Origin of the sequence: Pannonibacter indicus, from assembly GCF_001418225.1 — a bacterium.
Classification (GTDB): domain Bacteria; phylum Pseudomonadota; class Alphaproteobacteria; order Rhizobiales; family Stappiaceae; genus Pannonibacter; species Pannonibacter indicus.
On sequence record NZ_LIPT01000018.1, the window covers coordinates 22,662 to 47,469 of the forward strand.

Consider the following 24,808-nt stretch of genomic DNA (forward strand, 5'->3'; position numbering starts at 1 on the left):
CGTTCCTTGGCAAAGCAAGTAACCTGCGTTAGGGCACAAGGCAACACCGTCCGCTCGGGACCAGTCGAGGCATTCCATGGTATTTGGCCTTTTCCGCCGCCGTACCCGGCCATCCGAATACGCTCTTTATGGCGCTATCGTGGCTCAGGCGCGTCAGCCTGCCTTCTACGCAGCACTTTCTGTGCCTGATACCGTGGATGGCCGGTTCGACATGATGATCCTGCACGCTGTTCTGCTTTTCCGCCGTCTGCAGGGGGAAGGCAAGGAGGCAGCTGCCACGTCGCAGGCGGTTTTCGACCTGTTCTTCCGCGATATGGACGCTTCCTTGCGCGAAATGGGCATCAGCGACAACCGCGTGCCGAAGAAGGTACGCAAGATGGCCGAGGCCTTTTATGGCCGTGCCGCCGCCTATGGTGAGGCGCTGGACAGCGGCAATGCCCAGGATCTGGCGGCAGCCATCGGCCGCAATATCTTCACCGAAGCCGCCAATCCGCCGGCTTGCGACAAGCTGGCGCTTTACATGATGGATGCGGTCAAGACACTGGCGGACCTGCCGCTGGATGACATCATGACCGCCAAACTCGCCTGGCCCGACGTGCCGTCGCTTGAGGGAACCCCGAATCATGACTGATGTGCCGACACCCTTTTCGCACCGCTTCCAGGTGGCGCGTCTGGGCAATACGCCAAAGATCGTCGAACTGACCGCTGATGCGGAGGCGCTTGCCCGCATTGCCGAAGCCTATGGCCTCGACAGCCTCACCCGTTTCACCGCCACGCTGGAAGTGCGGCCGTGGAAGAAGGCCGGTGTCTTTGTGACGGGCGATCTGGAGGCCGAGGGCGCGCAGCGCTGCGTCGTCACGCTGGTGCCGCTGCCGATGCATGTGAAGGATCACTTCGAGCGCGCCTATGAGGCGGAACTCGACCCGCGCCGCCGCAACCCGGACCTTGGCGAGGATGGCGAGATCGAAATCGATCTGGAAGCCCCGGAGCCGCCCGATGCCATCGAGGATGGCGTCATCGATCTTGGCGCTCTGATGTGCGAGCAGTTTGTACTGGCGCTCGATCCTTTCCCGCGTGCGCCCGGCGCAGAGCTGGAGTTCGAGGCTCCTGCCGAAATGGAAGAAGAGGAAGAAAAGCCTTCGCCCTTCAAGGTGCTGGAGCAGCTCAAGAACAAGGACAAGCCATAAGGGGGAGTGGGCGAGGGGCAAAAACGGTTGTTTCCCGCCCCAAAACCGTTATGTTCGCCGCGCTGTACCTGCAAGATGGCGGACTGACCCTTTAGCCACCCCGGCTTGCTGTGGCGGATCTGCCAGCATCAGAGTGGCAGTCTCGAGATGCTTTCACGGCCTCTGGCCCTGATGAGCGCTCCCAAGCGAATGGACGACAAGAACCTTCAGATGGCAAAACCCATTCATATTGCCCTTGATGCCATGGGCGGCGACGCCGGTGCCGAAATGGTGCTGCCGGGGGCGGAGATTGCGCTGCTGCGCCACCCCGGGATCCGGTTTCTGATTTTCGGGCAGGAGAAGATTGTCCTGCCGCTTCTGGAAAAATACCCGCGCCTGCGCGATGCCTCCACCTTCTTCCACTGCGAAGTGGCGGTGTCCATGGACGCCAAGCCCAGCCAGGCGCTGCGCCAGGGGCGCTGGCGCTCCAGCATGTGGCGCGCCATCGAGGCCGTGAAGAACGGAGAGGCTGACGTGGCCGTGTCGGCGGGCAACACCGGCGCGCTGATGGCCATGTCCACCTTCTGCCTGCGCACCATGGCCAATATCGACCGCCCCGCCATCGCCGCCATCTGGCCGACGGCACGCGGGGAAAGCGTGGTGCTGGATGTGGGCGCCACCATCGGCGCCGATGCGCAGCAGCTGATTGATTTCGCCATTCTGGGCGGGGCAATGGCCCGGGCGCTCTTCGGGGTTGAAAAGCCGACCGTCGGCCTGCTCAACATCGGCGTGGAAGAGGTGAAGGGCCTTGAAGAGGTCCGCACCGCCGGCCGCATCATGCGCGAGGCGCCGTTCCGCTCCTTCTCCTATGCCGGTTTCGTTGAAGGCGATGATCTGGGCAAGGGCACCGTCGATGTGGTGGTGACCGAAGGATTCGCCGGCAACATTGCGCTGAAGACCGCAGAAGGCACCGCCAAGCAGATTGCAGGCTATCTGCGCGCTGCCATGAACCGGTCGCTGTTCTCCAGGCTCGGTTACCTGCTGGCCCGTGGCGCCTTCAACCAGCTGCGCGAAAAGCTTGACCCGCGCAAGGTCAATGGCGGCGTGTTCCTCGGCCTCAACGGCGTCGTGATCAAGAGCCATGGCGGCACTGACGCCGAAGGCCTTGCCAGTGCCATCGCCCTTGCCAATGACATGGTACGCAACGAGCTTCTGCAAAAGATCTCCCAGGACCTGGTCCACTATCACCGTGGCCGCTTTCCCGTGTCCGCTGAAACTTCCGAAGGTGACGAGTGACCACCATCCGTTCGACCGTTCTCGGCTGCGGCAGCTATCTGCCCGAGAAAATCCTCACCAATGAAGACCTCGCTCGTATGGTGGACACCACCGACGAGTGGATCGTGCAGCGCACCGGCATCCGCCAGCGCCACATCGCCGCCGAGGGCGAGTTCACGTCCCATCTGGCGATCAAGGCCGCCGGGCGGGCTCTAGCCCATGCGGGCGTCACGGCGCAGGATATCGACACCATCATTCTGGCAACCGCAACGCCGGACAACACCTTCCCGTCCACGGCGGTGCAGGTGCAGGCGGCCCTCGGTATGCGCCACGGTGTGGCCTTCGATGTGCATGCGGTGTGCTCGGGCTTCGTCTTTGCCCTGACGACGGCAGATACGTTCATCCGCTGCGGTCAGGCAAAGCGCGTGCTGGTGATCGGTGCCGAGACCTTCTCCCGGATTCTGGACTGGAACGACCGCACCACCTGCGTGCTCTTCGGTGATGGAGCCGGGGCGGTGATTCTGGAAGGGCGTGAAGCCTCCGGCACCGTGGCCGATCACGGGATCTTGACCTCGCATCTGCGCTCGGACGGCCAGCACAAGTCCAAGCTCTATGTGGATGGCGGCCCCTCCACGACCCAGACGGTCGGCCACCTGCGCATGGAAGGCAAGGAAGTCTTCAAGCACGCAGTGGGCATGATTACGGACGTGATCGAGGATGCCTTCAAGGCCACGGGCCTGACCGGTGAAGATCTCACCTGGTTCATCCCGCATCAGGCCAACCGGCGCATTATCGACGCCAGCGCAAAGAAGCTTGATATTGCGCCGGAAAAGGTTGTCGTCACTGTCGATCTTCACGGCAACACCTCTGCCGCGTCTATTCCCTTGGCACTTGATGCTGCTGTCAAGGATGGCCGCGTGAAGTCCGGTGACCTCATCATGCTCGAGGCCATGGGGGGCGGTTTCACCTGGGGTTCGGTTCTGTTGCGCTGGTAAGCAGTTTTGACGGAGCTGTGTCATCACCTTGCGTGAAGCTGACAGCGCTCATATCTGCGGTTGACCCTCGTATGCGGACGCAATACCGTACGTCCGGAAAAGAAGTTCCACTGCAAAATCAGCCGGATCACGCTCCAGGCGAGGAGGAGGCATGGGTAACAGGACCATCACGCGCGCTGACCTTTGTGAGGCCGTCTACCAGAAGGTAGGTCTGTCCCGCACGGAATCCTCCGAACTGGTGGAGCGGGTGCTTTCTGAGATTTCGGATTGCCTGGTGACGGGCGAATCCGTCAAGCTCTCTTCCTTCGGGTCATTCCTTGTCCGCTCCAAGGGGGAGCGGATCGGGCGCAATCCAAAGACCGGCGAGGAAGTGCCGATTTCGCCGCGCCGGGTGATGGTTTTCAAGCCCAGCAACATTCTCAAGCAGAAGATCAACGAGTCGCTGGCAGGCAACGGCAGCGACTGAGCTTCCGAACCGGTGACGCAGCATGAGCATGTCTGAAAAAAGCCCGGACGCCTTCCGGACCATCAGCGAAGTGGCGGAAGATCTCGATCTTCCCCAGCATGTGCTGCGCTTCTGGGAGACCCGCTTCACCCAGATCAAACCGCTGAAGCGCGGCGGCGGGCGGCGCTATTACCGCCCCGATGACGTGGAGCTGCTGCGCGGCATCCGCCATCTTCTTTACGGTGAAGGCTACACGATAAAGGGCGTCCAGCGCATCCTCAAGGAGCAGGGCCCCCGTTTCGTGATGCAGATCTGGCGCGAGGACGCCATCCCGCTGGCGGCAGCTCCGCGCATGGATGACATGGATGACGAGAACGGCGCAGCCGTGCCCGCCCCGCCCCAGCGCAAGCCCCAGGTGGTGATGCAGGAGCCGGAGCCCTCGCGTGATACGGGCGGCCTGCCGAGCGAGGTTCTGCCGCGCGGGCTTCTGGCGGACAATGATCCGCGCGCTCACGCCGCACAGGGCAAAGGCTTCCGCTTCATGGGGCGCTTCCTCTCCGACCGAACCGAAGAGGCAGGCCTTTCCAAGGACGACGTGCGCCGGCTTCAGGCGACATTGTTCGAACTGCTGGAATGCAAGCGCCTGCTGGATCAGGCGCGGTAAGGCGCCGGATGTGCTGAACGCCGCCGGACTGATCAGTCCGGTGCAGGGCATGCGCCGCTTTTGCTCAAGCTTTAACCCCGCACTCCGTCCTGCCATGACTTGATCATGGCACCAATTCCCTTGCCTATCCGCACGGTTTTCACGTCGAGCAGGGCGGCGAAACGCTTGTCCGGGGCGGGATGAGAGGGCACGGCATGGATGGCATGATCAAGTCATGCCATGACGAAAATGGGAGGCCTGGCGCTTTGAAGCGCTTACCCGTCATCTCGCCATGTCAGAAAAAAATGTCGCCGGTGCCACTTGCCATGCTCCGTGGAGCTTTCGGCTTTAAGTGGTCGGGCAGGCCGGATTCGAACCGACGACCCCTTGACCCCCAGTCAAGTGCGCTACCAGGCTGCGCTACTGCCCGACGACAGGGCCCTCTCTATCCGCTTCCTTTGCCCGGCGCAAGACTTGCCTTGCATTCAAATCCACAGTCCGCTGTTTTTGCTCAAGCTTGTGGATGGCGATGAGCCCCCAGGCGAGGCCAAGCAGCAGGAAATAGTGGCGCCAGTGGTCGATATCGATGATCACGCTCATCAAGGCATGGCCCACGAGCACCGCAAAAACGCAGTTGGCAAAGCCCGTCCAAGGTCTGTGGCGGAAGAGAAGAGGCACCATCGCTGCAATGGTCCAGAGCACCAGCAGAGGATAGACCACGCCGCCGAGCCACCCATAGGAGGTGAAGGCCTTCAGGTAGACGTTGTGCTCATCCTCGGGGAAATAGTGGCGGAACTCCAGCGGTCCGAGACCGAAGGGGCGTTCCATCACCATCTCGAAGCCCATGCCGTAGCGGGCAAAGCGGCCGAGGCGGGCGCCGTCATAGTCCTGGACGAGTCTTGCCCGCTCGCTGAACATGGCGGCGACGCTGTCTATGGACAGGGCGGCCGCAAGAAGCAGCAGCACTGCGGCAAGGCCGCCCGCGCCCACCAGCACCAGCCGCAGCCGTTCCCGGGGGCGGCGCTCATGGATGAGGCTGAGCAGGTAGACGATGATGCCGGACAGGGCCAGGAGGCCCCAGGCGCCGCGCGAGAAGCTGAGGAAGATGCCCAGCACCAGCACGGGCAGAATCAGCAAGGCAGCCGGGCTTGAGAACAGGCCCCGCGTCAGCAGCCGGTGGACCAGCAGTACCGTGGGCAGCACCAGGAACGGGCCGAAGACATTGGGGTCCTGAAAGGTGCCACGCGCCCGGCCGTAAAGCGTGAAGATCTCGCTGCCGGGGAACAGCCGGAAATAGGCGGCAATGCCTACGGAGGCGCAGAGCAGCGCGCTTGTAACATAGGCCCGCTCGATGAGGAACAGCCGGCCGGGGTCGGCGCTGACAACGGCGGCGTAGAATATCGCCGTTGCAGCGAGAAAGCCGGAGACGGCCATATACATGGCTGCGGTGGGCACATCGCGGGCAAAGGGCACCGCCATGGTGCCGCCGGCCATGAAGAGGATGAGAAGCACGGTCAGCGGGCCGAATTCAGGCCGCAGGCGCAGCCCGAACAGAAGCCACAGCACCAGAAGCCCGGCCATGAACAGCTCGTAAGGCGCAGGTTCCTCGATCACAAAGCCGCCGAGGAACACGGCCACCCACAGGGCCGCCGCGCTGATGCGCGGCACAGGGATCAGCAGCCTGCGGCCGCTGCCCTGATGCCCCGCCATGGCGGCCCCGGTGCTCAATAGGCGTTCTCCGTGTTCAGCAGGCGGATGGGCGTCAGGGCGAGGATCTTTATGTCGAAGAAGATGGACCAGTTCTCGATGTAATAGAGGTCGAACTCGACACGCTTCTGGATCTTCTCCGGCGTATCCACCTCGCCGCGCCAGCCGTTGATCTGGGCCCAGCCGGTGACACCCGGTTTCACCTTGTGGCGGGCGAAGTAGCCGTAGACCACCTCATCCCACGTCTGGTCATTGGTGTGGGCATTGACCGCATGCGGACGCGGGCCGACGAGGGAGAGGGTACCTGCCAGCACGTTGAAGAGCTGCGGCAGTTCATCGATGGAAGAGCGGCGGATGAAGCGGCCCACCCTGGTGACGCGCGGGTCGCCTTTGGTCACCACCTTCTTTGCGGCCGGGTCTGCCATGTCATGGAACATCGAACGGAACTTCAGCACGTCGATGATCTCGTTGTTGAAACCATAGCGCTTCTGGCGGAACAGCACCGGGCCGCGGCTGTCGAGCTTGATGGCAATGGCGGTCGCCAGCATCACCGGGGACAGGGCAATGATGGCAAGGCTTGCCACCACCACATCGAATACCCGCTTGGCCACCATGTCCCAGTCGGTGATGGGCTTTTCGACCACATCGACGAAAGGTACCGCCCCAATGAAAGAGGAGGCGCGGTTGCGGAAGCGCATCTTCTCCGTATGAGCGGAGAGGCGGATGTCGATGGGCAGCACCCAGAGCTTGCGCAGAAGCTCAAGAACGCGCTTTTCGGCGCGCAGCGGAATACAGACGATCAGCATGTCGATGCGGGCGCGGCGGCCAAATTCCACCAGTGCATCGATGTTGCCCAGCTTCGGATACCCGGCCACCACTTCCGGCGAGCGGTCATTGGCGCGGTCATCAAAGATGCCGCAGATGCGGATGTCATTGCCGCTCTGGCTTTCCAGTTCATGGATAAGATCAGCGGCGGCCTGGCCTCCGCCGACGATGACCGCTCGCCGTTCGAGCCGGCCTGAGCGGATCCAGGCGCTGACGAGCCGCGACAGGATGAGGCGGCTGACAACCAGTCCAAACAGACCCGAAGCATACCAGAGACCGGCGGCCTGCGGCGCGATATGGCGCGGCAGGTCAGTCGTCACGAAGGCGATAGCGAACATTGCCAGGACCAGCGTCCAGCCACCGGCAATACGTCCGGTCTGGGCGAGGCCCGAGCGCAGGACGCGGACCTGATAGGCATCAAAGCCCTGAAAGAAGGCAAGGGTGAAGAAGACCGCGGCCGCGACGGCGCCGAACGTCAGCGCGGTGAAGGGCGTGCCGGAGAAACTGAGGCTGGCAAAGCCCGTGGCGGCGGCGATGATGACATCGAGCAACCGGACCGAGCCTTCGAGCACCGGCTGGGAGATGCCGTCACTGCGCAGGCTGCGGGCGATTTCTTCGGCCGCAGGCGAAAGCATGGTGCCGGAGGTGCTGCCGGCCCGGCTGGCGTCTGCGGCGGTATCCGAGCGCCGCAGCTCTTCTGCGAGCCGCTTGCGCAGGCTCTCGGCATCATCTGCAACTCTTGCCGGTCCTTCCAGAGGAGCGGCGGCGGCCTGGGACAAGGGAGGAGTCGTGGAATCGGTCGTCATTATGATCCCTGCTTGCTCGATCCCGCCAAAAGCGATGCGCTTTGCGCGAGGGAGGAAGTGGCTTCCGTGCTGGTGACAGCAGGAATGCCAAGCAACTGATGATAAAAAGAAATGACAAGCTCCCCCATACGCTGTGCGGTGAAGGTGCTCATAATGCTTTGCCGCACTTCTGCGGTCTGGGCGCGGGCCCGCTCCGGACTGGCCATGACCGCGCGCATGGCACTGGCAAGGCGGCTGCTGCTGCCGGAATCGACGAGGCGGTCTGCATGAACGCCAAAGATCTCGGGAATGCCGCCGACCCGTGTCGCGACGATGGGCATGCCCGCGCCGATAGCCTCCAGAACCACATAGGGCATGGCCTCTGCACGGGAGGGCACGACGACGCAGCGGCCCATGGCAAAGGCGCGGCGCGCTGGCATGGCACCTGTGAAGGTGATGCAATCTGCCAGGCCCAGCTGAGCGGCTCTGGCCTCGAATTCGGCTCGTTGCGGGCCTTCCCCGGCAATGATGGCGCTGATCCTGCGTCCGGTCTGCAGTGTCAGGTCGTAGATGGCATCTATGAACAGGTCTGTGCCCTTGAGCTGGCGGAGCATACCGACATAGACAAAGTCTGCGGCATTGGCCTGCTGGGCAACCGGCTCGAAGTCTTCGCGGAGCAGACCGTTGTAAACAACCCTTGAGGGAACGCGCAGGGCGCCGATCTTGCTTTCATAGGCGGCCTTTTCGTAGTCGGCGACGAACAGCAACCCGTCGGTGAAGCGGTTCTGCAGGCGCTCAATGGCGTGATAGATCCGCCCTTCGAATCTGTTCGGATCGTAGTGGAGACTGCCGCCGTGGGGCGAATAGACCCGCACCGGCCGGTGCTTGCGCCCGCGCAGCAGGGAGCCGATCAGCCGCACATAGGCCCCGCCCTTTGCGCCATGCCCGTGCAGTACATCCGGGGCAAGCGCGCGCACGCTGCCATAAAGACGGGCTGCTGCAGCGATATCCTGAAGGGTGAGGTGACGGCGCATGGCGAAACGGGTGACACCGAGTGCAAGATGCGGGCGAAGCCTGTCGAGAATGGCAAGGTCAAAGGCAGAGCCGGTGGAGGAATCGCAAACGAGCCCAACCTCGTGGCCGGCTGCGGCCTGGGCTTTTGCCAGATCATGAATATGCCGGATCGTCCCCCCGATCGGAGACCGGAGGCAATGCACGATCCGCAGCGTCTGCGAATTCATCTGAGACTCCCTGACCTCACACGGGCTCTCTTTACGGAACTCTCGTGTGGACAGGAAGCAAACTAAACCAAAGGGATGATTTCCAGGTTAATCGGCATCCGCCTCAGAATAATCTTTCGCGGACATGGATTGTGTCACCCGGACGTACGGGATCGGTGATGGGAACGCGGCCATTGAGGATCTCGCCATTGATCTGGCGCGTCAGATCCGCGCTGGCCTGTTCTGCCCGGGCCGAGAAGCCGCCGGCGGTTGCGATGGCGTTCTGAACGGTCATTCCGGGAACATAGGCGTATTGGCCGGCGGCCTGCACTTCGCCCATGACGAAGATGGGGCGGTACTGGTCAACCTCAACCGAAACATTCGGATCGCGCAGGAAACCCTTGCGCAGTGAAGCTTCAATGGCCTTGGCAAGCTCCTGCTGCGTCTTGCCGCGGGCGGGAACGGACCCGATCAGAGGCATTGAAATATAACCCGCCTGATCGACCACATAGGTGTTGGACAGGTCATTCTGGCCAAAGACGATGATGCGCAGGCGGTCGCTGGAGTCGAGCCTATAGGGCTGTGTCAGGATTTCGTGAAAGGCAGATGGCGGGCGCTTGTAGCCGCTGCACCCGGCAAGGGTGAGGGCAATGGCAAAAGCTGCGAACAGGCGCGCGTACATGACTTACTCCAGGCTGACACAGAGGCACATTCGCAAAACGTGGTTAATGGCACGTGAACGAATAAGCCTGCCGTCAGGGTGATTAACTTTCATTTATAAAGGTTAATTTCCATTTAGACTGGAAAGAGAGCTGTTTAATGGTTCACTTACCATGTTTTGTCATTGTCACTCTAACAAGTGTGGAGTGAGGTGCATGGGCGGGTCGAAGGACATCTATCAGCCGCAGGATATGGCGCTGGATCTCGGCGGCCTGCTGCGTGCTATTGCCCGGTCCTTGCGCTGGCTGCTGCCGCTGACGCTGATTGTGGCGGCGCTTGTCTTTGCCGGTTTGCAGTTCGTTCCGGAAAAATTCAAGGGCGAGGCACGGGTTCTGATCGAGACGGCCGATGCCCTGTTTCCCGGTGCCGCCCGCGGGGCGGAAGACGAGCGCGCGTTGCTGGACAGCCAGGGCGTTGCCAGCCAGGTGCAGCTTCTGACATCCGTGGATCTGGCCCGCCGTGTTGCGCAGCGGATGAACCTGGCATCCGTGCCGGAGTTCAAGGCCGAGACGCAGGCAGGAACCTTGCAGCAGCTGCTGATCAGCATCGGCCTGTCTCCCAGCCCGTCGCGCATTTCGGCCGAAGAGCGCCTGCTCCGCCATTTTGCCCGCAATCTCGACGTCTACCGGGTGGAAGGCTCGCGGGTGATCGCGGTCGAATATTCCGCCAAGAGTGCGGTTCTGGCAGCTGAAATCGCCAATGCCGTGGTGGACGAGTATCTGCAGATGCAGTCCGCCGCCAAGCGGGAGAGCCGCGCCGCTGCAGCGTCTGCGTTGGAGCCGCAGATCCGCCGCATGACACAAGAGGTGCAGACCGCACGCAAGGCCGTGGAAGATTTCCGGGCCAAGGCTGACCTCCTGACCGGCGCCGGCGACCGGACGCTCAACGAACTTCAGCTCTCCGAGATCAGCTCCCAGCAGTCTTCTGCACAGGCTGCAGAAGCCGAGGCGGCCGCCAAGGCCGCGCAGCTGCGCAGGCTGCTGGACACTGGCGGCTCGCTGGAAGGGGCGAGCGAGGTGCTCAATTCAGGCTTGATTCAGCGTTTGCGGGAGCGTCAGGTAGAAATTCAGTCGCGGGTTGCCGAACTGTCCACGACGCTTCTGCCCGGTCACCCGCAGATCCGCGCTCTGACGTCGCAGCTCGCTGACTATGACGCGCAGATCCGTTCCGAGGCGCGCAAGATCCTGACCGGACTGGAAAATGACGCGGCGGTGGCAAAGCAGCAGGCGGCTGCCTTGAAGAGCCGGGTTGAGGAGCTGAAGGCTGCGGCTGCGCGCTCCAGCGCCGATCAGGTGCGCCTGCGTGAGCTGGAGCGCGAAGCTGATGCGCGGGCGGTGCAGCTGGACGCGCTCATGGCGAGCTATCGCAACGCGGACACGGGCCGCAATGCGGAGACGCTGCCGGCCGATGCCCGCGTGATTTCGCGGGCAGGCGTGCCCATCGAGCCCTATTCGCCGAAGATCGGCCTTTTCACATTCATCTCGGCTCTTGCCACCTTCCTGCTGGGCTGTGCGATTGTCATCCTGCGTGAATTCCTCTCCGGTGACGCGCTGAAGCCTGTGAACGAAGCAGAGGCCTACACGGCTCCTGTCATCCTGCGTGGCCCGGAGGCGGAACCGGAAGATCTGCAGCCGGAAGACCTTCGTCAAGGCCAGTTGCCGGAAACGGACCCTGCCGAAGAGGTTCAGGAGAGGATGACCGCAGAAGAGCAAGACGAAGACCGTTTTGCTGAAACCGGGTCCGATGAGCGGCTGTTGCGCTTTCCGCCCGATGACGAAGGCCAGGGCGGTGAGGCCGAAGCGGCTGAAGCCGAGGTGTCCCGTCAGGCTGAGGCTGCTGGCAGCCTGCGTGCCGCCGCCAGTGCAGCATCCCTTGCCGCAACGCCCGTGATGGGCGGGGCTGACGCTGCCACTGAGGATGAAGCCGGCGAAACAGCGCCGCGCCGTGTTGCCGTTGTTGCGCTGACGGATGCGGAACTGTCTCACGATTTTGCCTTCCGGCTGGTCAGGGATCTGGCGGGCCATGAAGATGAGCGCGCGCTGCTGGTCGAGGTTTTCCCCGAGAGCGAAGATCCCGGCGCGGCGCCCGGCTTTGCCGATCTGGTCTTCGGCAAGGCTTCTTTCTCGTCCGTGATTTACCGGGATGCCGGATCACGCGCGCATATCATCGAGGCGGGCCGTCCGGCTCTGAGCGATGATGTGGTCGACGAACGCTTCCCGCTGGTGCTGGACGCCATCGACGCCACCTATGACCGGATCGTTGTTGATCTCGGCAAATTCACTGAAACGGCGGCAGCTGCCCATATGCTTCGCTTTGCCGATGAGGTGGTGGTGACGGTCCCGGCGGACATTCAGCCGCGCATTCTGGCCGAACGGCTGGATCTGATCGCCTCGCAGACGGATGCCGACGTGCGGGTGAAGCGTATCCGCCGGCGCAAGGGGACCGGGGAAGCTGCTGCCTGATACGCCCCTTTGGGATGTAATGCGGCCGCAGGCCTTCATCCCGTCAGGCGGCGGAGCGCAGCTGCAAACCGCCGGACAGCCCGGACGCCGGTCCACAGAGCAGGGGTTTGACGCAGCCGTCGCACCAGCGTGCGCCGGATATCCAGAACCAGCCTGATCAAGCGCCCGCGCATGTCCGCCGCCAGAACAAGATCGCAGAGCGGCTCTGGCTGGGTCCAGGGGTGCTTGTAGCGCTCGTCTCCAAGCCCGAGGTCCAGTGTCCGGATGGCCGGGTCTTCGCAGCACGCCGCAATGAGGCTTGAGAGAAGAACGATGCCGGGACTGAACTGGGCGTGGCTGCCGGTGCCGATGCTGTTGGCATAGGCGTAGCATGTGTTTCCGGAAAGGCCCGAAAGATAGGCCGCAAGAACCTCGCCTTCTGCCTCCAGCACCTTGATCTGTAGCGCCGGGAAGGATTTGCCCGCCCCTTCCAGCAGCAGCTTGCGCAGAAAGGCCCGTTGGCCCGGGGCGGAAAAGCCGCTGGGGATGCCGGTCTGCCGGGCGCGTTCCTGCCGCTGGCTGATCAGGGTGTCGAGCCCTGCCTCGATCTCTGCGGCCGTCTCCAGCGTGCGGACGGCAAAGCCGGGAAGGGCTTCCAGCGCCTTCTGCTTGCGCGCGTCCTTCTTGCGGCTGTCCTTGGACTGCAGGCGCGTCCTCAGCGTTGCGTAAGGCTCCGCCACCGCGCCACGGAAGACGGCATCCTTGGCAGGTGTGCCCTGGTGGGCGAGCGGGTGCGGGCGGCCCTCCCAGGTGAGGGGAATGTTGCGCAGGTCAACCAGACTGGCACCGGCCTCCCTTGCCGCCTGCAGCAGCAAGCGGGACAGCTCAACCGGATCAGCGGCGGCATAGGCATCGGCCCGCCACAGGCCTGTGTTCTGGTTGCCCTGCTGCCAGCCCATCCACTCCAGCACCGTGGCTCCGCCGCGCCTGTTGAGAGCCAGCGGAAGGATCATCGCAGGCCCTGAGGCATCTTCGCGGATGATGATCAGGGGCCTGACGCCCAGAGCGCTGCCCACATGCACATGCCAGGCCTCAAGCCAGTCGAAACGCTGATAGTGGCTGTAGATCCCTGCCGCCTGAAGCTGCAGCCAGCGGCTGCGGGCTTCTCCGAGGTTCTGGACAACAGTCAGGGCCGGAGAATTTGCGGGCACAGGCAAAGGTGCGGCCGGAGAGGTGGGAAACTCCGTCCGGTCAATGGATCTTGCTGCTGTTCCGGCTGACCGGTGCATGCCCATTGGCCTTCTGTCTGCGTCATGTTGCCTGAGCCGTAGCATTGCACCAAAGGCTGAAAAAAGTGTACCAAGGGCCAGAAGGCCGAAGCGGCCGGGAGAACGGCAACGGGAATGAGCCAGCGGCGGCAGTTATTCGATACGGGGTTCTGGCTGCTTCGCCGCAGCAGGCTTGGCCATGTGCTGGCGCCATTCACTCAGGGTTGTGGCCTGATCTTCACCCTTCACCGAGTGCGTGCGGCCAGTCAGGACCCGTTCCAGCCGAACCGACATCTTGAAATCACGCCGGAATTTCTCGCTCAGGTGATCGAGCGTGTCCGCTCCCGCGGCTACAAGTTCGTTTCCATGGAAGAGGCCGTCGACCGGCTGAGGCTCTGCTTCGGGCAGGAACGCTACGCTGTGCTGAGCTTTGACGACGGTTACCGGGACAATCTGACGGTCGCCTATCCGCTGCTCAGGCAGATGGGGGTTCCGTTCACCCTGTTCCTGACGTCGGGCTTTCTTGACCGGACCTCGGAGCTCTGGTGGATCGCGCTGGAGCGGATGATTGCCGCTCAGGACGTGCTGCATTTTGCCGCGAGAGGGGAGGCCTCGCTCATTCCCTGCGCCACGCTGGAGGAGAAGCAGGCCTGTTATGCTGCGATTGTCCAGCTTCTGACGGAAGAATTGGACGAAACCGGCCAGCGGGCCATGGTGCGCGAGCTTTGTGCGCTGAACGGCTTTGATCTCAGGGCACTGGCCGATGAGGAGATGCTGAGCTGGAATGAAGCGCGCAGTCTGGCACGAGATCCTCTGGTGAGCATCGGCGCCCATACGCATGATCACCACGCATTGGCCCGCCTTCCGGAAGCGGAGGCCGAGAGCGATATCCGCCGGGGCATCGAGCGGATCGAGGATGAACTGGGCCGCCGGCCTGCCTTCATGGCCTATCCCTATGGCGGCGCGGAGACCGCAGGCCTGCGCGAGGCGGCACTGGCCGCAGGGGCTGGCCTCAGGGCAGGGGTGACGACTGTTCCGGGCGTGCTCAAGTCCATTCACGCGCGTCAGCCCATGCTGCTGCCGCGCGTCTCGCTCAATGGGCATTTTCAGGGGCCGGAGGTGATCGACGAGTATCTGACCGGCGCCCCCTTTGCCCTCTACCGGGCGTTCCGGCAGGTCAGCCGCGCTTTTTCCCGCCGCGCTCCATCCACCAGATGATCGCGCCTGCCGGAATGACCCAGACCAGACCGGCAATGACAAAATAGATCATCCGCACCGTGTTGGACGACTGCTGCAGCGTCATGTCGCCGATGACCATGGCGGTGAGCGCATAAACGACAACAAAGATCACCAGCAGCACCATGCCGATGAATTTCCGCAATGAAGGCATGAACCGGTCTCTCCTCTGGCCTGCCCCTGTGTGATCCTTGCAGCGATTGCGCGCAGCGTCGCAATGTCGCAATAAGGAAAACCCCGCAGGCCGCAGCTTGCTCTCCTTAGGGCGGACCTATATCCCAAGCGGTCAAAGGTCAAATCCGGAAGGCGACATGTCCACCTCACAGATGGTTTCACCCCTTGCCCAGACCCCGCAGATGGCCGCACGCCACCGCACCCAGATCCGCATCTGGCTCTATGGCATCTGCCTTCTGATCCTCGCCATGGTCGTTGTCGGCGGTGCCACACGGCTGACCGAGTCGGGCCTGTCGATCACCGAATGGAAGCCCATTCATGGCATGATCCCGCCGCTCAGCGAAGCGGAATGGCTGGAGGAATTCGACAAGTACCGGCAGATTCCCCAGTATCAGCTCATCAACAAGGGGATGAGCCTTGAGGAGTTCCAGTTCATCTTCTGGTGGGAATGGGCGCACAGGCAGCTGGGCCGCTTCATCGGCGTGGCCTTTGCGCTGCCGCTGGTGTTCTTCTGGGCCACGGGGCGCATCGAGGGCTGGCTGAAGCCCTGGCTGGTGCTGGGTCTTGCGCTCGGCGGGCTGCAGGGCGCCGTAGGCTGGTGGATGGTTGCCTCCGGCCTCGTTGAGCGCACGGATGTGAGCCAGTACCGGCTCGCTACTCATCTCACGCTCGCCTGTATCATCTTCGCCTATATCTTCTGGCTGGCCCGAAGGCTCGCGCCGCATGCGGAAGCCACGCCTGACGATGGACGGAAGCTCGCCCGCTTCGGGCGCTTTGTCATCTGCCTTGTCTTCCTGCAGATCTTCCTCGGCGGCCTCGTTGCCGGACTGAATGCGGGCCTCACCTTCAACACCTGGCCGCTGATGGACGGGCAGATCATTCCGGCGGGCCTGCTTGCCATGGACCCGGCATGGCGGAACTTCTTTGAAAACGTCATGACCGTGCAGTTCCAGCACCGTCTGGGCGCCTATGTGCTGGTGCTGGCCGTGGCGGCGCTTGTGGTCATGACGCTGCGCACCAATGCCCACAAGGGGCTGCGGCGAACCGCATTTGTCCTTGCGGGCGCCGTGCTTCTGCAAGCCGCAATCGGCATCGCAACGCTGCTGCTGCACGTGAAGCTTGACGTGGCGCTGACCCATCAGGCCATGGCAGTGATCGTGCTGGGCCTTTCGGTGGAATATCTCGTCCGCCTGAAGGGCGAGGCACCGGTCCGCAGTTGAATCAGTTTGTTTGAATCAGGGTGCGAAGCAGCTGAATCAGCTCCGCACCTTTTCCACCCAGGTGATTCTTTTCAAAAACAAAAACCCCGCCGGAGCGATCCGGCGGGGTTTTCACTTTGTGCTGTAACCAGCCTAAAGATCAGCCCGGCAGCTTGGCGAGGGCCTGTTCGAGGTCGGCGATGATGTCGTTTGCGTCCTCAAGGCCGATGGACAGGCGCACCACATCCGGGCCGGCGCCGGCGCGGGTCTTCTGCTCGTCGGAAAGCTGGCGGTGGGTGGTGGAGGCCGGGTGGATGATCAGGCTGCGGGTGTCGCCGATGTTGGCAAGGTGCGAGAACAGCTCCACGCCCGACACAAGGGCAACGCCCGCGTCATAGCCGCCCTTGACGCCGAAGGTGAACACGGCGCCTGCGCCCTTCGGGCAGTATTTCTGCTGCAGCGCATGGCCCGCATCGCCCGGCAGGGCGGCATAGGACACCCAGGCCACCTTCGGATGGTTCGACAGGAATTCGGCGACCTTCAGCGCATTGTCGCAGTGGCGCTGCATGCGCAGCGGCAGGGTCTCGATGCCGGTCAGGATCATGAAGGCGTTGAAGGGCGAGATGGCGGGGCCTAGGTCACGCAGACCGAGCACGCGGCAGGCAATGGCGAAGGCGAAATTGCCGAAGGTCTCGTGCAGCACCATGCCCTGATATTCCGGGCGCGGCGTGGAGAGCATCGGATAGCGGCCGCTCGCCGACCAGTTGAACGTGCCCGCATCGACGATGACGCCGCCCATGGAGTTGCCGTGGCCGCCCATGAACTTGGTCAGCGAATGCAGCACCACATCCGCGCCATGCTCGATCGGGCGGCAGAGATAGGGGGTCGCCAGCGTGTTGTCGACGATGAGCGGCACGCCCTTCTTCTTGGCAATGGCCGAGATGCCTGCAATGTCGGTGACGATGCCGCCTGGATTTGCAAGGCTCTCGATGAAGATGGCCTTGGTGGTCTCATCAACGGCGGCCTCGAAGGCGGCCAGATCCGACGGGTCGGCCCAGATGACGTTCCAGCCGAAGCTCTTGAACGAGTGGTTGAGCTGGTTGATCGAGCCGCCATAGAGTTTGGTGGAGGCAACGATGCTGTCGCCCGGCGTCATCAGCGTGTGGAAGGCGAGAAGCTGGGCCGCATGGCCGGAAGCCACGGCCAGCGCTGCGGTGCCGCCCTCAAGCGCTGCGACGCGCTCTTCCAGAACGGCGGTCGTCGGGTTGGTGATGCGGGTGTAGATGTTGCCGAAGGCCTGAAGGCCGAAGAGCGAGGCGGCGTGGTCCACATCGTTGAAGACGAAAGAGGCCGTCTGATAGATCGGTGTCACGCGCGCGCCGGTGGCCGGATCGGGCTGCGCGCCCGCGTGAATGGCCAGCGTCGAGAAACCGGGTGTTCCTGCAGTCATTCCATCCTCCCAGGATATTATGCGGTTCGCCTTCACGGGAAGGCACGATCCGGCGCTGAGTGTGCCCGCGCCGGAGCAGAAGGTCAAAGACGGGATTTGCGGGGCAAGTGCCCGCCGGAGAAAGGATTTGCGCGGGGGCCGGAAAAGCCCCTGCGTCAGCTTCCATGCGCGTGCCTTGCGCAATCTATCCGTGATTATGCCCGCAGCCGGAGTGGCCGTAGACATCGGCAGGATCATAGACCTTGTGGTCTTCCATCAGGCGCAGGGAGACCGAGCCATCCTCATGGCGGGTGAGGGCACGATGGAAGCAGGAGCGGTAGCCGGTGTGGCAGGTGGCGCCGTTGCCTTCCACATCCACGATCAGCCAGATGGCGTCCTGATCGCAATCGGTGCGGATTTCCCGCACCTTCTGCACCTGGCCCGAGGTGCCGCCCTTCTTCCAGTACTCCTGCCGCGAGCGGCTCCAGTACCAGGCTTCGCCCGTGTCAATTGTCCGGCGCAGGCTTTCGGCATTCATGTAGCCGACCATAAGCAGATCGCCGCGCGTGGCATCTGTTACCACGGCGGCGATCAGGCCGTTTTCGTCAAATTTGGGCTGGAACGACAGACCGTTCTCAACGTCGCTCTTCGATCCGCGCGGATCAAATCCGGTCTTGCTCACGTCTACTCTCCGCCGGGGTGGGCGGAGATTAACGGTCTCCGCCGCGAATGAAGGTCATGAAGCGGGCCTGTTCGGCCGGATCGTCCTGGAACACACCGGTGAACTGGGTCGTGATCGTGGACACGCCCGCCTTCTGCACGCCGCGCATGGTCATGCACTGATGCTCGGCTTCGAGCATCACCGCGATGCCGCGCGGCGCCAGATGCTCGTCAATGGAGGAGACGATCTGCGAGGTCAAGTTTTCCTGCGTCTGAAGCCGGTTGGCATAGATATCGACGACACGGGCGAGCTTTGAAAGGCCGACCACACCGCCGGACGGGTAGTAGGCGATATAGGCCTTGCCGATGAACGGCAGCATGTGATGCTCGCAATGGGAATGGAACGGGATGCCCCGGACCATGATCATGTCCTCATAGCCGCCCACATCCTCAAAGGTGCGCTCCAGATGCGCCTTCGGGTCTTCGGCATAGCCGCTGTAGAGTTCGGCAAAGGATTTCACGACGCGCTTGGGCGTATCGAGCAGGCCCTCGCGCTCCGGATCCTCGCCGATATAGGCAAGGAGGGTACGGACAGCGGCCTCGGCTTGCTCGCGGCTCGGACGCGCAATCTCGTGCGGTGCGCGGCGTGGGGCCTTTTCGTCAGCAGGCTTCAAGATGGCGTCCATTGGTTTGGTCCTTGAGACAGTGGATGAACAGCCAATCTTACGTTGCCTTGACTGCTCCGGATCACGGCAGGGGAAACTTGCCGCAAACCTCTCACACCTGCTCCTGCAGCTTCAGCCGGGGCTGAACAGAAGCAAGTCTTGCTCTATATAGGAAGAAGACCCGCGCCGCAAAGCGCCCAGTGGTCCGATTCCGTCTTTGCTGTCACCTGTCTTCCGTGGCCGGGTGCCGGCAGCAAGGCCCGGACCGCTGTCATGAGGATATGGCACGCATGCTTGACGACATCTACAACACCCGCATCCTTGAGCTGGCGGGCAATATTCCGCACCTTGGGCGGCTGGCTTCGCCCGATGCCAGCGCCAAGGCACATTCCCGGCTCTGCGGCTCGACCGTGATCATCGATCTGGTGGTGCGCGATGGCAAGGTGAGCGAGTTCGGCCATGACGTGAAGGCCTGTGCCCTCGGTCAGGCCGCGTCCTCGCTGATGGCCCGGCACATCATCGGCTGCACGCCGCAGGAGCTGCGGGAGCTGCGCCGCACGGTCACGGCCATGCTGAAGGAAAACGGCCCGCCGCCGGAAGGCAAGTTCGCGGAGTTCCGCTTTCTGGAGCCGGTGCGCGATTACAAGGCCCGCCATGCCTCCACCCTGCTGACTTTTGATGCCGTTGTGGACGCGCTCGACCAGATCGAGGCAAAGGCGCCTGCGGCCTGAGCAGGCAGGGCCTGGAGGTTGTTTGATGTGCGGTGAGTGCGGCAAGAATAGCGCCAGAGGGGAGATGAGGGGTGAACCAGAATGCCCACTGCCGCCACGCCGCCTGTCTCCGGCGGCCCATGCGGCTCTAGGGGTGATCTGGGTCTACCGCCACTCGCTGTCTCTGGTCATGGGGCGCGGCTGCCGCTATGCACCGACCTGTTCCGACTACACCAGTCAGGCCATCCGCCGTTTCGGCTTCTGGGGCGGCGGCTGGCTCGGCCTCTCCCGCATCCTGCGCTGCAATCCGCTGGGAGCCTCCGGCTATGACCCCGTGCCGGAAACGCTGAACCCTGCCGCCCGCTGGTATCTTCCCTGGCGCTATGGCCGCTGGTCCGGCAAACATATTCCGCAAAACCAGCGCTGGCGGTAATCAACCGGAAGCTGGCGGACTGTAACGGTTGCCGCCCCGGTTCAAATCCCTTATTCAGGCCCAGCCGCAAAACACAAAAGCTTACCTGCCTCGTCTGCAGGAGTGAGCAGGAGATGACTGATGATCAATCTGACTTTCCCCGACAATTCCGTGCGCTCCTATGAGGCCGGCACTACTGGTGCGGCCGTTGCCGAGGGCATTTCCAAGTCGCTGGCCAAGAAGGCCGTGGCGATGATCCTTGATGGCGAGCTGCGTGATCTTTCCGATGCCATCACTGCCGATGCGCGCATCGAGATAGTGACCCGCGAGGACCCGCGCGCCCTGGAACTGATCCGCCACGATGCGGCCCATGTGATGGCCGAGGCGGTGCAGGAACTCTGGCCGGGGACGCAGGTCACCATCGGCCCGGTGATCGAGAACGGCTTCTACTACGACTTCAAGCGCGTCCATCCGGACACCCGCGAGGACTGGCCCTTCACGCCCGAAGACCTGCCGGTCATCGAGAAGAAGATGCGCGAGATCATCGCGCGCGGGGCGGCCTTCACCAAGGAAATCTGGTCCCGCGAGGAAGCCAGGCGCTACTTTGCCGCCAAGGGCGAGACCTACAAGGTCGAGCTGGTGGATGCGATCCCCGAAGGCCAGGACCTGAAGATCTACAAGCAGGGCCAGTGGCTGGACCTCTGCCGTGGCCCGCACATGGCCTCCACCCGCCAGATCGGCGACGCCTTCAAGCTGATGAAGGTAGCCGGTGCCTACTGGCGCGGTGACAGTAACAACGAGATGCTGACCCGCATCTACGCCACTGCATGGGCGAACGAGGCCGATCTGAAGGCCTATCTGCACATGCTGGAAGAGGCGGAGAAGCGTGACCACCGCAAGCTCGGCCGCGAGATGGACCTGTTCCACTTCCAGGAAGAAGGCCCGGGCGTCGTGTTCTGGCATGCCAAGGGATGGAGCCTGTTCCAGAGCCTTGTCTCCTACATGCGCCGCCGCCTGGCCGGCGACTACGATGAGGTGAATGCGCCGCAGGTGCTCGACACCTCGCTTTGGGAGACCTCCGGCCACTGGGGCTGGTACAAGGAGAACATGTTCTCCGTGCAGTGTGCCGATCCGGAAGCAGAGGACGAGCGCATCTTCGCGCTGAAGCCGATGAACTGCCCCGGTCACGTGCAGATCTTCAAGCACGGGCTGAAGAGCTATCGCGACCTGCCGCTGCGCATGGCGGAATTCGGCGTGGTGCACCGCTACGAGCCTTCGGGCGCCATGCACGGGCTGATGCGCGTGCGCGGCTTCACGCAGGACGATGCCCACATCTTCTGCACCGAAGAGCAGATGGCGGCCGAATGCCTCAAGATTAACGACCTGATCCTGTCGGTCTATGAGGATTTCGGCTTCAATGAGATCGTCGTCAAGCTCTCCACCCGCCCGGAAAAGCGCGTCGGTTCGGACGAGCTGTGGGATCACGCCGAAGAGGTGATGACCCGCGTTCTCAAGCAGATCGAGGAGCAGTCCGGCGGACGCATCAAGACCGGAATCCTGCCGGGCGAGGGCGCCTTCTACGGTCCGAAGTTCGAATACACGCTGAAGGATGCTATCGGCCGTGAGTGGCAGTGCGGCACCACGCAGGTGGACTTCAACCTGCCGGAACGCTTCGGTGCCTTCTACGTGGACAAGGACGGCGAGAAGAAGACGCCGGTGATGATCCACCGCGCCATCTGCGGCTCGATGGAGCGCTTCCTCGGCATACTCATCGAGAACTTCGCCGGTCACTTCCCGCTGTGGCTCGCGCCCAAGCAGGTGGTTGTCGCCACCATCACCTCGGATGCGGATGATTATGCCCGCGAGGTGTATGCGGCGCTGGGCAAGGCAGGCATCCGGGCTGATCTCGACCTGCGCAACGAGAAGATCAACTACAAGGTCCGCGAGCATTCGCTGGCCAAGGTGCCGGTCATTCTCGTTTGCGGCAAGCGTGAGTCGGAAGAGCGCACGGTCAACGTCCGCCGCCTCGGTTCGCAGAACCAGACGCCGATGAGCCTTGACGAGGCACTTGCTGCCTTTGTCGAGGAAGCCGTGGCGCCTGACCTGAAGCGCGCCCGCAGCTGAGCGCTGCAGCGTACGGGCTGACATGAAAAAAGACCGCCGTGGCGCAAGCTGCGGCGGTCTTTTCATATGTGTCGAAGTGCGCCTGTCAGTTCTGCGGCAGCTGGCTGACGTTGGAAGTTTCCGTGCGCGCCAGCACCTCGACTTCCTCGTTCTCACCGGAGACGACCATGAAATTGCGGCTGTAGTTCACGCCATTGTTCCGGGCGACCACCTCATACTCGCCTGCCGCGAGGATGAAGGACGGAAAGGCGCCGTTGCCTTCCACCACCGTGTCACCGCCGGGCGTGAGGATGGTCCAGGCCGTATTGGCAATCGCCTCGCCGCCCGGATCGTTGACGAGCTTGAGCGTCACACTGGCCGCATTCTGGAAAAGTGTCGCTGACGTCAGCTTGCCCGCTTCCACGGAGATATCTGCCCGCACGATGGCGTTCACATCGCCATAGCGGCTGACCACATGATAGGTGCCCGCATTGAGGCGCACGATGGTCTCCGGCTTCACGCCGGACACGATGACCTCGCGCTCGCCGATGGCGTTGAAATTCATGCCCAGAATGTCGAACCGCAGGTCATCTGGCGGCAGCGGATCATCCGGGCCAAGGGCTGCGTTCAGCTTTACGCCCCCCGCATTGAGCACCACGGTCTTGGAATAGACGCCGCGGCCGACGACAAGCCGGTTGGTGGCGCCCGCAAAGCCATAGGAGGTGTGGATGAGATAGGCGCCGGGATCGAGCCGGAACTCCGCATCCCCGCCCATGGCCGTTGCCACCAGTTCCAGTTCGCCACTGGCATTCGGGGTTTCGCCATAGACACGCCAGATGAGGCCATCGGAGATCTGCGCTGTTCCTTCCGTCAGCCGGGCAACCAGATAGACCGCGCCTTTTTCGAGGCCGGACTGGGTGCCATCGGTCAGCGTGTTTGACGGGGCATAGGGCACGAGAGCATCGTTGAAGCGGCTGGCCGGGTCCTCCGGCGACAGAAGCGGCGGCGCCGCTGTGGCTCCCTGCAACTCGGACGGATCCGGCGAAGTGCCTTCCGCGGGGCCGGAACCATGCGGCTTGCCCAGAGGCGTGGGAGGGGAGAGCGGAGCCGAGAAAGCCGTGCCGGCATCCAGAGAGGGGGGGGGCTGGTCCGCAGGCGCAACTGTGGCTTCCTGGGCCGCCGCCGCCGTCTGCATCACGAAAAGAGCCATAAGGGCTGCTGTCAGAGCACGCCTTGAAGCACGTGCCAGTCCTGCGCTGCGGTTATTTCCCGTCATCATTTTTCCTGCGCCGGCCTTCTGCCACTCGCCGCGGATCTTCTGTCAGACCCGCCAAGGCCACTGGATGTTCAACGGCAGCACCAGCCATGGGCTGCCGCATCCGTTTCCATTTCGTTAATGGCCCGGAAAATCGGGCGAATTCAAGTCGCATGCAAGCCCGGTTGACAAGTGAGGTTAAAAGCTTACCACTTTCGCCAGGATTTTACCCCACCGTTTCAGAGGCTCCGATGAGCGAATTTGCCAAGCCGCATCCACATGTTACCGACTTTTTACTGACCCGCCGGTCGCATCTGGCCATTACCCTGTCCGAGCCGGGCCCGGATGCGGAAACCTTGGAAAAGATCCTCACCATTGGTGCGCGCGTGCCCGATCACGGCAAGCTCGCGCCCTGGCGCTTTGTCGTCTACGCGGGGGAGGCGCGCAGCAGAATCGGTGAGCATCTGGCCGCGCTGGCCGAAAGCCGCAACGGGCCGCTCTCCGAAGCTCAGAGAACGCAGGAACTGAACCGCTTCATCCGCTCGGCAGTCGTGATCGGCGTTTTGAGCCGCGCTGCCGTTCATCCGAAGATCCCTGTGTGGGAACAGGAGCTCTCGGCCGGTGCGGCTTGCATGAACATTCTCACGGCAGCCACGGCAGCCGGTTTCGGTGCGCAGTGGATCAGCGAATGGTACAGTTACGATGACGAGGCGGCGCGCTATCTGGGCGCAGCCGAGGGTGAGCGGTTTGCCGGCTTCATCCACATCGGCACACCCACGCAGGCGCCGTTCGAGCGTCCGCGCCCGGAGCTTGCCAGCATCGTCACCCACTGGGCCGGGGAGTAAGCCGTTGTTCTATGACACTGTTTCCAATGCTCACGGGCTGGTCTTCAACCCCTTCAAGGCCCTTGTCGCACCGCGGCCCATCGGCTGGATTTCGTCGCTGAGTGCAGAGGGCATGGCGAATCTCGCCCCCTACAGCTTCTTCAACGCCGTGGCTGATACACCGCCGATCGTCATGTTCTCCTCCTCCGGCTGGAAGGACAGCGTGCGCAACATCGAGGCGACGGGCGAATTCGTCTGCAACATCGTCAGCTATGACCTGCGCGATGAGATGAATGCATCCTCTGCACCCGTTGGTCCCGATGTGTCCGAATTCGATCTGGCGGGCCTCGAGATGGCGCCTTCCAATCTGGTCAAGGTGCCGCGCGTGAAGAGGGCCAAGGCGGCGCTTGAGTGCCGGATGCTGCAGATCCAGCAACTGAAGGACCTCGATGGCAATGCGGTCCAGAACTACATGGTTCTGGGGCAGGTGACCGGCGTTCATATCGATGACAGCGTCATCGAGAATGGCCGCGTCGTGCCCTCGCGGCTGGAGCTGCTTTCCCGCCTTGGTTACAAGGATTATGACGTCACCCGCGACGTTTTTGAGCTCACCCGCCCCAAAGGGTGAGTCGCTTTTGCCGGATCGCGGCG

General features: G+C 62.9%; 24 protein-coding genes and 1 tRNA gene. 14 read left to right on the forward strand and 11 right to left on the reverse strand.

The features are described 5' to 3' along the window. The first annotated feature begins 76 nt into the window (after nucleotides 1–76). The 6 genes from ASC48_RS17550 (at nucleotide 77) to ASC48_RS17575 (ending at nucleotide 4,545) form a co-directional block, all read left to right on the forward strand. On the forward strand, nucleotides 77–631 hold the full coding sequence (locus ASC48_RS17550) for a ubiquinol-cytochrome C chaperone family protein (RefSeq protein WP_055456988.1): 555 nt from the start codon (nucleotides 77–79) through the stop codon (nucleotides 629–631). Further along, the gene (locus ASC48_RS17555) at nucleotides 624–1,187 is read left to right on the forward strand and encodes a YceD family protein (protein ID WP_055456989.1); all 564 of its coding nucleotides are present in this window, start codon (nucleotides 624–626) and stop codon (nucleotides 1,185–1,187) included. Before ASC48_RS17550 ends, ASC48_RS17555 begins: the two co-directional genes overlap by 8 nt. 210 nt (nucleotides 1,188–1,397) lie before the next feature. Next, nucleotides 1,398–2,462, forward strand: coding sequence for a phosphate acyltransferase PlsX (plsX, locus tag ASC48_RS17560; RefSeq protein ID WP_055457020.1), 1,065 nt, complete (start codon nucleotides 1,398–1,400; stop codon nucleotides 2,460–2,462). After that, nucleotides 2,459–3,436, forward strand: a complete 978-nt coding sequence (locus ASC48_RS17565; protein WP_055456990.1) for a beta-ketoacyl-ACP synthase III — start codon at nucleotides 2,459–2,461, stop codon at nucleotides 3,434–3,436. Before plsX ends, ASC48_RS17565 begins: the two co-directional genes overlap by 4 nt. Before the next feature lie 151 nt (nucleotides 3,437–3,587). Further along, nucleotides 3,588–3,902: an integration host factor subunit alpha gene (locus ASC48_RS17570; protein WP_019962525.1), complete on the forward strand. Its 315-nt coding sequence runs from the start codon at nucleotides 3,588–3,590 to the stop codon at nucleotides 3,900–3,902. Nucleotides 3,903–3,924: 22 nt separating this feature from the next. Then, nucleotides 3,925–4,545, forward strand: a complete 621-nt coding sequence (locus ASC48_RS17575) for a MerR family transcriptional regulator (RefSeq protein WP_055456991.1) — start codon at nucleotides 3,925–3,927, stop codon at nucleotides 4,543–4,545. A gap of 332 nt (nucleotides 4,546–4,877) precedes the next feature. Here the strand turns inward: ASC48_RS17575 and ASC48_RS17580 are convergent. The 5 genes from ASC48_RS17580 to ASC48_RS17605 all read right to left on the reverse strand — a co-directional run bounded on the left by ASC48_RS17580 (nucleotide 4,878) and on the right by ASC48_RS17605 (nucleotide 9,743). Next, nucleotides 4,878–4,954 (reverse strand) — tRNA-Pro (locus ASC48_RS17580). Beyond that, nucleotides 4,945–6,252: an O-antigen ligase family protein gene (locus ASC48_RS19420; RefSeq protein WP_072242701.1), complete on the reverse strand. Its 1,308-nt coding sequence runs from the start codon at nucleotides 6,250–6,252 to the stop codon at nucleotides 4,945–4,947. Before ASC48_RS19420 ends, ASC48_RS17580 begins: the two co-directional genes overlap by 10 nt. Then, nucleotides 6,249–7,862 (reverse strand): undecaprenyl-phosphate glucose phosphotransferase, encoded by a 1,614-nt coding sequence (locus ASC48_RS17595; protein ID WP_208975803.1) that lies wholly within the window; start codon nucleotides 7,860–7,862, stop codon nucleotides 6,249–6,251. Before ASC48_RS17595 ends, ASC48_RS19420 begins: the two co-directional genes overlap by 4 nt. After that, nucleotides 7,862–9,082, reverse strand: coding sequence for a glycosyltransferase family 4 protein (locus ASC48_RS17600; RefSeq protein ID WP_055456994.1), 1,221 nt, complete (start codon nucleotides 9,080–9,082; stop codon nucleotides 7,862–7,864). The genes ASC48_RS17595 and ASC48_RS17600 overlap by 1 nt, the downstream gene beginning before the upstream one ends. A gap of 103 nt (nucleotides 9,083–9,185) precedes the next feature. Further along, on the reverse strand, nucleotides 9,186–9,743 hold the full coding sequence (locus ASC48_RS17605; RefSeq protein ID WP_019962521.1) for a polysaccharide biosynthesis/export family protein: 558 nt from the start codon (nucleotides 9,741–9,743) through the stop codon (nucleotides 9,186–9,188). Nucleotides 9,744–9,936: 193 nt separating this feature from the next. Between ASC48_RS17605 and ASC48_RS17610 the strand changes: the two genes are divergently transcribed. Then, nucleotides 9,937–12,243 (forward strand): exopolysaccharide transport family protein, encoded by a 2,307-nt coding sequence (locus ASC48_RS17610; protein ID WP_055456995.1) that lies wholly within the window; start codon nucleotides 9,937–9,939, stop codon nucleotides 12,241–12,243. 35 nt (nucleotides 12,244–12,278) lie between these two features. Here the strand turns inward: ASC48_RS17610 and ASC48_RS17615 are convergent, their stop codons facing one another. Then, nucleotides 12,279–13,511: a GNAT family N-acetyltransferase gene (locus ASC48_RS17615; RefSeq protein WP_167345154.1), complete on the reverse strand. Its 1,233-nt coding sequence runs from the start codon at nucleotides 13,509–13,511 to the stop codon at nucleotides 12,279–12,281. Between the two features lie 114 nt (nucleotides 13,512–13,625). Between ASC48_RS17615 and ASC48_RS17620 the strand changes: the two genes are divergently transcribed. Then, nucleotides 13,626–14,708 (forward strand): polysaccharide deacetylase family protein, encoded by a 1,083-nt coding sequence (locus ASC48_RS17620; protein WP_055456997.1) that lies wholly within the window; start codon nucleotides 13,626–13,628, stop codon nucleotides 14,706–14,708. Here the strand turns inward: ASC48_RS17620 and ASC48_RS17625 are convergent. After that, entirely contained in the window at nucleotides 14,668–14,880 is a 213-nt protein-coding gene (locus tag ASC48_RS17625; protein ID WP_026355277.1) for a DUF2842 domain-containing protein, read from the reverse strand. The genes ASC48_RS17620 and ASC48_RS17625 overlap by 41 nt on opposite strands. A gap of 157 nt (nucleotides 14,881–15,037) precedes the next feature. Between ASC48_RS17625 and ASC48_RS17630 the strand changes: the two genes are divergently transcribed. Then, a complete protein-coding gene (locus ASC48_RS17630; protein ID WP_055456998.1) occupies nucleotides 15,038–16,120 on the forward strand; it encodes a COX15/CtaA family protein in 1,083 nt (360 codons plus the stop codon). Between the two features lie 139 nt (nucleotides 16,121–16,259). Here the strand turns inward: ASC48_RS17630 and ASC48_RS17635 are convergent, their stop codons facing one another. The 3 genes from ASC48_RS17635 to folE all read right to left on the reverse strand — a co-directional run bounded on the left by ASC48_RS17635 (nucleotide 16,260) and on the right by folE (nucleotide 18,874). Then, on the reverse strand, nucleotides 16,260–17,549 hold the full coding sequence (locus ASC48_RS17635) for an O-acetylhomoserine aminocarboxypropyltransferase (RefSeq protein WP_055456999.1): 1,290 nt from the start codon (nucleotides 17,547–17,549) through the stop codon (nucleotides 16,260–16,262). A 184-nt stretch (nucleotides 17,550–17,733) separates the two neighbouring features. Beyond that, nucleotides 17,734–18,210 (reverse strand): phosphoribosyl-AMP cyclohydrolase, encoded by a 477-nt coding sequence (gene hisI / locus ASC48_RS17640; RefSeq protein WP_050471329.1) that lies wholly within the window; start codon nucleotides 18,208–18,210, stop codon nucleotides 17,734–17,736. A 28-nt stretch (nucleotides 18,211–18,238) separates the two neighbouring features. Beyond that, complete coding sequence (gene folE / locus ASC48_RS17645) at nucleotides 18,239–18,874, reverse strand: GTP cyclohydrolase I FolE (protein WP_055457000.1); 636 nt, start codon at nucleotides 18,872–18,874, stop codon at nucleotides 18,239–18,241. A 269-nt stretch (nucleotides 18,875–19,143) separates the two neighbouring features. Here folE and ASC48_RS17650 point away from each other — a divergent pair, with 269 nt between their 5' ends. The 3 genes from ASC48_RS17650 (at nucleotide 19,144) to thrS (ending at nucleotide 22,099) form a co-directional block, all read left to right on the forward strand. Continuing rightward, entirely contained in the window at nucleotides 19,144–19,584 is a 441-nt protein-coding gene (locus ASC48_RS17650) for an iron-sulfur cluster assembly scaffold protein (protein WP_055457022.1), read from the forward strand. A 64-nt stretch (nucleotides 19,585–19,648) separates the two neighbouring features. Next, nucleotides 19,649–19,996 (forward strand): membrane protein insertion efficiency factor YidD, encoded by a 348-nt coding sequence (yidD, locus tag ASC48_RS17655; protein WP_055457001.1) that lies wholly within the window; start codon nucleotides 19,649–19,651, stop codon nucleotides 19,994–19,996. A gap of 120 nt (nucleotides 19,997–20,116) precedes the next feature. Further along, nucleotides 20,117–22,099 (forward strand): threonine--tRNA ligase, encoded by a 1,983-nt coding sequence (thrS, locus tag ASC48_RS17660; protein ID WP_055457002.1) that lies wholly within the window; start codon nucleotides 20,117–20,119, stop codon nucleotides 22,097–22,099. A gap of 85 nt (nucleotides 22,100–22,184) precedes the next feature. On the opposite strand, the gene ASC48_RS17665 is transcribed toward thrS, so the two are convergent. Beyond that, a complete protein-coding gene (locus ASC48_RS17665) occupies nucleotides 22,185–23,354 on the reverse strand; it encodes a hypothetical protein (protein ID WP_208975804.1) in 1,170 nt (389 codons plus the stop codon). Nucleotides 23,355–23,584: 230 nt separating this feature from the next. Between ASC48_RS17665 and ASC48_RS17670 the strand changes: the two genes are divergently transcribed. Further along, on the forward strand, nucleotides 23,585–24,178 hold the full coding sequence (locus ASC48_RS17670) for a nitroreductase family protein (RefSeq protein WP_055457004.1): 594 nt from the start codon (nucleotides 23,585–23,587) through the stop codon (nucleotides 24,176–24,178). Between the two features lie 4 nt (nucleotides 24,179–24,182). Next, nucleotides 24,183–24,785: a flavin reductase family protein gene (locus tag ASC48_RS17675; RefSeq protein ID WP_055457005.1), complete on the forward strand. Its 603-nt coding sequence runs from the start codon at nucleotides 24,183–24,185 to the stop codon at nucleotides 24,783–24,785. Nucleotides 24,786–24,808: the final 23 nt, after the last annotated feature.

Excerpts from the sequence above, each read along its gene's own strand:
- ASC48_RS17550 (WP_055456988.1), top strand. The coding sequence starts at position 77 with ATGGTATTTGGCCTTTTCCGCCGCCGTACCCGGCCATCCGAATACGCT.
- ASC48_RS17555 (WP_055456989.1), top strand. The coding sequence starts at position 624 with ATGACTGATGTGCCGACACCCTTTTCGCACCGCTTCCAGGTGGCGCGT.
- plsX (WP_055457020.1), top strand. The coding sequence starts at position 1,398 with ATGGCAAAACCCATTCATATTGCCCTTGATGCCATGGGCGGCGACGCC.
- ASC48_RS17570 (WP_019962525.1), top strand. The coding sequence starts at position 3,588 with ATGGGTAACAGGACCATCACGCGCGCTGACCTTTGTGAGGCCGTCTAC.
- ASC48_RS17575 (WP_055456991.1), top strand. The coding sequence starts at position 3,925 with ATGAGCATGTCTGAAAAAAGCCCGGACGCCTTCCGGACCATCAGCGAA.
- ASC48_RS17595 (WP_208975803.1), bottom strand. The coding sequence starts at position 7,862 with ATGACGACCGATTCCACGACTCCTCCCTTGTCCCAGGCCGCCGCCGCT.
- ASC48_RS17600 (WP_055456994.1), bottom strand. The coding sequence starts at position 9,082 with ATGAATTCGCAGACGCTGCGGATCGTGCATTGCCTCCGGTCTCCGATC.
- ASC48_RS17605 (WP_019962521.1), bottom strand. The coding sequence starts at position 9,743 with ATGTACGCGCGCCTGTTCGCAGCTTTTGCCATTGCCCTCACCCTTGCC.
- ASC48_RS17610 (WP_055456995.1), top strand. The coding sequence starts at position 9,937 with ATGGGCGGGTCGAAGGACATCTATCAGCCGCAGGATATGGCGCTGGAT.
- ASC48_RS17615 (WP_167345154.1), bottom strand. The coding sequence starts at position 13,511 with ATGCACCGGTCAGCCGGAACAGCAGCAAGATCCATTGACCGGACGGAG.
- ASC48_RS17620 (WP_055456997.1), top strand. The coding sequence starts at position 13,626 with ATGAGCCAGCGGCGGCAGTTATTCGATACGGGGTTCTGGCTGCTTCGC.
- ASC48_RS17625 (WP_026355277.1), bottom strand. The coding sequence starts at position 14,880 with ATGCCTTCATTGCGGAAATTCATCGGCATGGTGCTGCTGGTGATCTTT.
- ASC48_RS17630 (WP_055456998.1), top strand. The coding sequence starts at position 15,038 with ATGTCCACCTCACAGATGGTTTCACCCCTTGCCCAGACCCCGCAGATG.
- ASC48_RS17635 (WP_055456999.1), bottom strand. The coding sequence starts at position 17,549 with ATGACTGCAGGAACACCCGGTTTCTCGACGCTGGCCATTCACGCGGGC.
- folE (WP_055457000.1), bottom strand. The coding sequence starts at position 18,874 with ATGGACGCCATCTTGAAGCCTGCTGACGAAAAGGCCCCACGCCGCGCA.
- ASC48_RS17650 (WP_055457022.1), top strand. The coding sequence starts at position 19,144 with ATGCTTGACGACATCTACAACACCCGCATCCTTGAGCTGGCGGGCAAT.
- yidD (WP_055457001.1), top strand. The coding sequence starts at position 19,649 with ATGAGGGGTGAACCAGAATGCCCACTGCCGCCACGCCGCCTGTCTCCG.
- thrS (WP_055457002.1), top strand. The coding sequence starts at position 20,117 with ATGATCAATCTGACTTTCCCCGACAATTCCGTGCGCTCCTATGAGGCC.
- ASC48_RS17665 (WP_208975804.1), bottom strand. The coding sequence starts at position 23,354 with ATGACGGGAAATAACCGCAGCGCAGGACTGGCACGTGCTTCAAGGCGT.
- ASC48_RS17670 (WP_055457004.1), top strand. The coding sequence starts at position 23,585 with ATGAGCGAATTTGCCAAGCCGCATCCACATGTTACCGACTTTTTACTG.